The following is a 7155-nucleotide window of genomic DNA, read 5'->3' as shown; positions in this document are numbered from 1 at the left end:
TCGACCAGGTACTGGACGTCGATCCGGGCCCGCTCGGCGAGCTGGCCGAGCAGCGGCAGCGGGTTGTGGGGGGCGATCAGCACCAGCGCCTGGCCGGGGGCGATGGCGTCGAAGGCGCCGAACACGGTGGCGTGCCGGATCGCGTGCGGGATCGGCCGGACGTCGAGCACCGGCGCCTCGGCGTCATGGCCGCCGCAGCCGCAGCCGCCCGCGGTCTTGATCTCGATGTTGTTGGTCATCGTTCCTCCTTGTGGTGGTGGTTTCTGGGACAGTTCAGGGGTTTCGACAAGCTCAACCGGCGGTGGGGGTGGGTGGGACATGCTCAACCGCCGGTGACGTGGACGAAGCCGTGGGCGCCGCGTTCGGCGTCCGACATGACGTGGCTGACCAGCGCGTAGTTGCCGGCCTCGGGGAAGACGGTCTCGACGAAGCCGCCCTGGGCGGGTTGCAGACCGAGCGCCTGGGCGCCGCCGTTGCGGTCGCCGAACGCGTCTCGTCCGCGTTTGAGCAGGTAGCTGCCCTCGCTGAACACGGTGTCGAACTGGGCGCCGACGATGTGGAAGCTGCTCGGCCGGTTGGGTCCGGCGTCCAGCACCCAGAACCGGACGCGCTCCCCGACTCGGGCGGCGAGTCGGTGCTGGTCGTAGCCGTTGGCGACGCCGTTGAAGGTGACGTAGTCAGGGTTGCGCGAACCGACCGCGTCGGCGTCCACTTCGGTCGCAGCCTCCGGTGTCGTCGCATGATCGGCCAGGTACGCCTCGGACTGCACCAGCACGTACGAACGGTCGACCTTCGGCAGTCCCTCGGGTTCGATCACCACCGCGCCGGCCATTCCGGCGGCGATGTGGGCGCTCATCGGGTGCGTCGAGCAGTGGTACATCCACACGCCCGCCTTGGTCGCGGTGAACCGGTAGGTCAGCCGCTCGCCGGGTTCGATGGTGCGCATCGGACGGTCCGGCGCCAGCGAGCCGGCGTGGAAGTCGATCGAATGCCCCATCGAGCCGTCGTTGACCAGGGTGATGTCGAACACGTCGCCGACCCGGCCATGCAGCGTCGGACCGATCGGACGTCCGTTGTAGGTCCAGCGCCGCTGCCAGATGCCGGGCGCCACCTGCAGCGGCACCTCGGTCATGGTGAGCGTCAACCGGTGGACGCGTTCATCGGTGAGCGGCGGCAGCACCGGATCGACGACCTGATCGGACGCCAGACTCGCCTCAGGAGCGGGGCTCGCCTGCCCGTGCTCATGCCCCGGAACGGACGCCGACGGCTGCGCGCCCGGCGCCGAACCCTCGACGACGACGTCGAACACCATGCCCATCTGCCGATGTCCGGCGACCGTGCAATAGCCCTGCACGCTGGCGCCGATCACGCCGGCGTCCAACTCGGTGCGCTTGCCGGGGCCGATCCGCGAGCTGCGGGCGTCGCCGATCACCACGTCGTGGGTGGTGCTGTCGGCGTTGACCAGGTCGAGCACCAGGCGATCGCCGGCCCGCACGGTGACGCTGGACGGGGTGAACTTCATGTCACCCATGACGACCTCGATGCGCACCACGTTGCCGGTCGGCTGCACCGCGACGGACGCGGCCGGCGCCGGTCCCGCAGCCCCGGCCGCACTCGGATCGACGCCCACGCCGACGACGACTGCCGTAGCCAACGCGGTCAAACCGGCGATCAGTTGGCCGGCGGTGAAGATGGTGGGTCGCTCGGGTTCCGGACGCCGGGCACCCCTCGAACCGCCCGGACGAGCCGCCGAAGCTGCCGCACCGGATTGAGACTCCGCCGAAGCCGCGCCCGGCGTCCGTTCGGCACCGGACGCCGCTGCCGCAGCCAGCTCACGCCGGGCGGCGATGCTCGCCTTCAGCCCGAGGATCATCAGCGGCAGGAACGCGGCGGCCGCGCCGAGCGCGAGCAGCGACCCGGTCACCTTCACCCAACTCGGGCTGGGCAGCAGCCACAGCAGCAGCCCGCCGTTGATCGCGATCAGCCGGAACGAGCCGGCTCGGTTGAACCATTGCTGTCCGGCCCGGACGACACTGGGACCGCCGCCCAACACCGACGGCAATAGATACGACAGCGCACCGGACAACACCTGGACGGCGAACCCGGCACCCAGCACCGCGGCCGGCCAGATGAAACCCTCACGCACCGCCGTCCAGTCCGCCGCGGTGGCCAGCAGCCACCCTGCCCAGCCCAGCCCGATCACCAACCAGACCAGTGCGACAGCCACGGAAGCGGACGCGAACTCGCGCGGCGGACGAGTCCGGGCCGGACGCCACAACCCGCGTCCCCACAGCCCGATCGCCACCAGGTAGAGGCCTACCCCAGCGGCGGAAAGCCAGCTCAACCCGGCCAGCGCACCCCCGACAGACACCGCGATGGCGGCGCCGAACAGCGGCAGCGCCTGCTGCGTCCAGCGTTCGGCGACGTCGTCCATCCGGGTGCGCAGCATGGTCGGCCACAGGGTGAGCAGAGTGCCGGTCAGGGTCAGCCCGACCCAGCCCAGCACGTTCGCCAAGGCGTGCGCCACCAACAGCCGGCCGTGCCAGGGATCCTCCCAGCCCAGCGCCAGCAACACCCCGAAGGTCACGCCGACAAGCAGTGACGCCGCGGCGCCCAGGTAGTACCGGACGGTCACCCGGAACCGGGCCGGCAGCGCCCGGCGCATCATGCCCCACAGCACCAGCCCATGCCAGCCGACCGCACCTGCGACCAGGAGGCCGCCAACAAGAGTGAGCGGCCACCAGGTGGTCGGCACCCCGATCAGCACCGCCGCCGCACCGAGGGTGAGCAGCCCGAGCCGCTGGTTGTGCCGGGCCGCTTCGATCTCGGACGCCGGCGAGCGCAACAGTGTCTGCGCGAAGTGGAAGCTCCACACCACGATGGCGTGGGTGAGCGCGCCGAGCAGCACCAGGTGCAGCATCAGCCAGTTGGCGTCCGGCAGCCCACGATGGGCGACGGCGATCACCACGGCCGCCGCGAGCCAGCCGATCAGCGGCAGGTCGCGCAGACGGGAGCGTCGGCGTCCGACCGGGCGTCCGGTGACTGCGCCGCGGGCCCCCGGCCCACCGCGCTGTCGATCACCGGGCCCGGCCGGACGACCGTGTCCCTTCCCCCCATCCGGCGACGGCCCCCCACCGCCGGACATCCTTGGTGCCCCAGGGCCGAGTCCGCTCGGCTCGCCGGGACCGGTTCCGTTCGCGTCGTTCATCGCCGCACCACCAGGGTGATCGCGGTGACCATGAAGACGAGCAGGGCGAGCACCGTCACCACACCGCCGACCTGCCAGGCCACGTCCCAGCCGCCCAATGCGCCGGCGAAGCGCAGCACCAGGCCGGCGTGCAGCAACCCGAGTGGCAGCCACAGCACCCGCCGGTACGGCAACGCCCGCCCGAGCACGGCCGGCAGGATCACCGGCGCATGCGCCATCACCATCGACAGCGCGAAACCGAGGAAGACGCCATGCACCACCACGTCGTAGCTGGCCCGCCCGGTACTCAAGCCAGACCAAGCCAGAACCGCACCCGCCAGAGCCAGATTCAGATAGCCGGCGAGCAACGCGACCGCCAGGTACCGGTGCTGGCCGGACAGCCGCAACTGCCGCCGCACCACATCGTGCGCCAGCAGCCACACCGCGATCGCCAGCAGCGCGACACCCACCAGCCGCGGACCGATCACGGGCAACGTCAATGCAGCCATAATCGCCAGCGTGAGCGCGCCGGCCAGGCCGAGCAGTTCGGAGTCGGCACGAGGCCCCATCGCCAGTTGGGCGAGTTCGGCCCGTTCGGCGGCGATGGTGAGCACCACGAAGCCGGCCAGCCAGGGCAGCGCGACGGTGACATCGGCGAGGGTGGCGACCACCACCGCGCCGAGCGCCAGCACCGCCGAGAGCACCTGGATGGCGACCAAGGGCCGCGGTGCGCGTCGCCACAAGGCCAGATAGATCGCGACGAACAGCACGCCGGCCTCGATCAGCAGCAGTTGTCCGAGCAGCATCGGTGCGGGGGTCAGCAGCGCGAGTCCACCCGCCCCGTACAGCGCCGGGGCCAGGTAGCCCCACGGCTGCCCCAGGGACTGCGCGCGTTCCAGCGAGATCAACGTGCCGAGGAAGCCGAGCACCATGACCAGGCCGTGCACATCGCCTAGCCGGTCCGAGGTGACCGGCGCCCACACCTCGAGCCGGATCAGGCCGGCGTTCAGCCCGCTGAGCAGGCAGACCCCGCCGAGGACCATCAGCAGCAGCCGTCCGCGGGCGCCGCCACGGCGTCCGGACGGCGCGGCGGCCCGCGGACGGGGCGGAGCGGTGTGGGACACAGATCCTCGCATTTTCTCCATGTTTATATGGAAAAAGTAGCACTAGGATGCGGCCATGAGCACATCGGCGCCGATCCCGGACGGCGACCAACCGACGGCCACGGATCCCACCCAAGCCGCGGCGTCCACAGTCGGGCTGGGCCCGCAGCCGGCTCGCACCGATCGTCCCCGCGACGCGGCGCTGCGGGTGCTGCGCAGCCTCGCCGCCGCCGAGGGACCGGTCACCATCACCGCCTTGACCGCCGAGCTGGGCGGCCATCCCAATAGCGTCCGGATGCACCTGGAACACCTGGTCAGCGAGGGTTTCGCGGTGGAGGAGCCGGCACCGACCGGCGGCCGCGGACGTCCACCCCGGGCCTACCGGGCCACTGTCGCCGGCCTCCAGGTCGCCGGCCAGGACGACACCTGGGACGGCAGTTCGGCGCTCGTCGCGGCACTGGCCGAGCAGTTCGCCACCGGTCCCGAACCGGTGGCCGCCGCCCGGGAACTCGGCAGGCGCTGGGGCCGCCGGCTGCGGCACGCGGACGCCGGACTGCTCGCCACGCTGGCCGCGCAGGGCTTCACCCCGCGGACCTGTGACGACGGCATCGAGCTGCGCACCTGTCCCCTGCTGGCGACCGCCCGGCAGCTTCCGCAGGTGGTCTGCAGCATTCACCAGGGCCTGATCGACGAGTTGTCGGACGACCCGCTCCGGCTGCTGCCGTTCGCCCGCCCGGGCGCCTGCGTGCTGCGTCCCGTCTCGGACTCTCGTCAAGGGAAGCGCTGATCATCCACGTCATCCCGGGCTCTCAAGCTCAAGTGGGAGAGATCCCGGATCAAGTCCGGGATGACGAGGGGGCCGACGACAGCCTCGGGGTGCAGTTGTGTGGCCCGGTCATGATGGAAGCCGTTGGTTCGCAGCGCCCGGGGCGCGGGAGGGGTTACCGATCATGGACGTCATCGTCGTGGGCATCATCGCCGTCCTCATCGGAGCGCTGCTGTGCTTCCGCGGGTATGTGACGATGCGCCTGGTCATCAGCCTGTTCGGCGCATTCGCCGGCTTCATGCTGGGCTTCGGGCTGTTCGCCGGCAACTCCAGCGGCGCCGGGCAGGTCGCCCTCAGCTGGCTGGCCGGAATAGTCGGCGCGGTGCTGTTCGGGCTACTGGCCTACTTCTCCTACCAACTGGCCGTGATCATCGGGATGGCAGGCATCGGCTTCACCCTCGGCACCAGCGTGATGGCGATGGTCAGTTCGGCCTCCTCGTTCCTCACCCTGACCGTGGGCGTCATCGCCGGCGTTCTGCTCGCGATCCTGGCCGTCACCACCAACCTGCCCGCCGTCCTGCTGGTGGTGCTGACCGCGCTGGCCGGCGCAAGCGTCGCCACCTCCGGGGTGGCGATGCTGGTCGGGGCGATGACTCTCGATCGGCTGACCAGCCAGGGCTTCACCCAGATCCCCGGCGGCATCGGGTGGACGGTGCTGTACCTCGCGCTCGCCGTCCTGGGTCTGATCAGCCAACTGCGGGCCATCTCGGGCCGCCATCGTTCGATGCGTCAGCAGTGGGGCTCGTCGCGCCTGGTCGCGCCCGCGCACTGAGGTTCAGCCGAGGCGGGCGTTGATCCGGCGGACGGCTTCGCGTCCGGCGCGGTTGGCACCCACGGTGGACTGGGAAGGGCCGAACCCGATCAGCTGAATGCGCGGGTCGGCGACCACCTCGGTGCCATGGACGGCGATGCCGCCACGCGAATTGCGTAGTCCGAGCGGGTCGAGGTGCCTCAGGTCGGGCCGGAAGCCGGTCGCCCACAGGATGACGTCCACCGGGGTGAAGCTGCCGTCGGCCTCGCGGACGCCGTCCGGCTCGATCGCGGTGAACATCGGGCGCCGATTCAACACCCCGCGCTCGCGGGCCGCGACCGCGTACGGCAACCAGGGCAGACCCGTGTAGGAGACGACGCTGCCGGTGGGATTGCCGGCCTCGGCGTCGGCGGTGACCTTGGCGATGATCGCGCGGCCCTCCATCTCGGGACGGAACTCGCCGTCGCGGAACACCGGTTCGCGGCGGGTGTACCAGTACACGCTCGCCACCCGGGAGATCTCCTCGAGTTGCTGGATGGCCGAGATGCCACCGCCGACGATGGCCACCCGCTGCCCCGCGAACTCGCCGGCGTCGAGGTAATCGCGAGTGTGCAACTGCCGCCCACGGAAACCGCCCTGTCCCGGATAGGACGGCAGCACCGGGTTGGTCCAGGTGCCGGTGGCGTTGATCAGCGCCCGGACGCGCCACCGGCCCGCGCTGCTGTCGACCAGCAGGTCACCCTCAGGGTCGGCGTCCGCGCGAGTCACCGCGCTCACCGTGACCGGACGCAGGATCGGCAGCGCCATCTTCTGCTCGTAGGCGGCGAAGTAGCGCGGCACCGCCGTGCGGCTGGGTTCGTTCGGGTCGATCGGAGGTTTCGGGAAGCCGGGCAGGTCGAAGATGCCGTTCACCGTCGCCATCCGGAGCGATTCCCAGCGGTGCTGCCAGGCTCCGCCGGGCGCCGACTCGGCGTCCAGCATCACGAAGCTGTGGTCGGCGTCCGGGTCGTCGAGCGCGCTGCGGTAGCCGCGGCGAGTCAAGTGGTAGCCGGCCGAGAGGCCCGCCTGCCCCGCGCCGATCACCAGCACTGTCACGGCGCGGACGCCGGGATCAGCCCGCCGATCGCCCGCTGTCGGCAGAAGCGTCATCGGTCAGCTTCCTCTCTGGCGCCCGGCACTCCCGGCCACCGTAGCCGCCCGGTCCTTCCGGGCTGCCGACGCCCAGCCCCGGCACCGTGCCGGCCTCGCGCACCCGACTACCCCTGGCGGGGGATTTGGGCCGGCCCGG

General features: G+C 71.2%; 6 protein-coding genes. 2 read left to right on the top strand and 4 right to left on the bottom strand.

What is annotated here, in order from left to right:
* The 3 genes from Q0066_RS07585 to Q0066_RS07575 all read right to left on the bottom strand — a co-directional run.
* Window positions 1–239 (bottom strand): DUF2249 domain-containing protein (locus tag Q0066_RS07585; RefSeq protein ID WP_298131671.1); only part of this gene is annotated, 239 nt, incomplete at its 3' end.
* An 83-nt stretch (window positions 240–322) separates the two neighbouring features.
* Window positions 323–3145, bottom strand: coding sequence for a multicopper oxidase domain-containing protein (locus tag Q0066_RS07580; protein WP_298131669.1), 2823 nt, complete (start codon window positions 3143–3145; stop codon window positions 323–325).
* A gap of 59 nt (window positions 3146–3204) precedes the next feature.
* Entirely contained in the window at window positions 3205–4311 is a 1107-nt protein-coding gene (locus Q0066_RS07575) for a hypothetical protein (RefSeq protein WP_298131668.1), read from the bottom strand.
* A gap of 55 nt (window positions 4312–4366) precedes the next feature.
* Here Q0066_RS07575 and Q0066_RS07570 point away from each other — a divergent pair, with 55 nt between their 5' ends.
* Both Q0066_RS07570 and Q0066_RS07565 read left to right on the top strand, forming a co-directional pair.
* The gene (locus Q0066_RS07570; RefSeq protein ID WP_298131666.1) at window positions 4367–5077 is read left to right on the top strand and encodes a helix-turn-helix domain-containing protein; all 711 of its coding nucleotides are present in this window, start codon (window positions 4367–4369) and stop codon (window positions 5075–5077) included.
* A gap of 163 nt (window positions 5078–5240) precedes the next feature.
* On the top strand, window positions 5241–5888 hold the full coding sequence (locus tag Q0066_RS07565) for a DUF4203 domain-containing protein (RefSeq protein ID WP_298131664.1): 648 nt from the start codon (window positions 5241–5243) through the stop codon (window positions 5886–5888).
* A 3-nt stretch (window positions 5889–5891) separates the two neighbouring features.
* Here Q0066_RS07565 and Q0066_RS07560 read toward each other — a convergent pair whose 3' ends face one another.
* The gene (locus tag Q0066_RS07560; protein WP_298131663.1) at window positions 5892–7016 is read right to left on the bottom strand and encodes an NAD(P)-binding domain-containing protein; all 1125 of its coding nucleotides are present in this window, start codon (window positions 7014–7016) and stop codon (window positions 5892–5894) included.
* Window positions 7017–7155: the final 139 nt, after the last annotated feature.

This window comes from Micropruina sp. (assembly GCF_027492755.1).
Lineage (GTDB): Bacteria > Actinomycetota > Actinomycetes > Propionibacteriales > Propionibacteriaceae > Micropruina.
The sequence above is the reverse complement of the archived record's forward strand: the minus strand, read 5'-3'. Positions and strand labels throughout refer to the sequence as shown.

Excerpts from the sequence above, each read along its gene's own strand:
- Q0066_RS07565 (WP_298131664.1), top strand. The coding sequence starts at position 5,241 with ATGGACGTCATCGTCGTGGGCATCATCGCCGTCCTCATCGGAGCGCTG.
- Q0066_RS07570 (WP_298131666.1), top strand. The coding sequence starts at position 4,367 with ATGAGCACATCGGCGCCGATCCCGGACGGCGACCAACCGACGGCCACG.
- Q0066_RS07560 (WP_298131663.1), bottom strand. The coding sequence starts at position 7,016 with ATGACGCTTCTGCCGACAGCGGGCGATCGGCGGGCTGATCCCGGCGTC.
- Q0066_RS07580 (WP_298131669.1), bottom strand. The coding sequence starts at position 3,145 with ATGTCCGGCGGTGGGGGGCCGTCGCCGGATGGGGGGAAGGGACACGGT.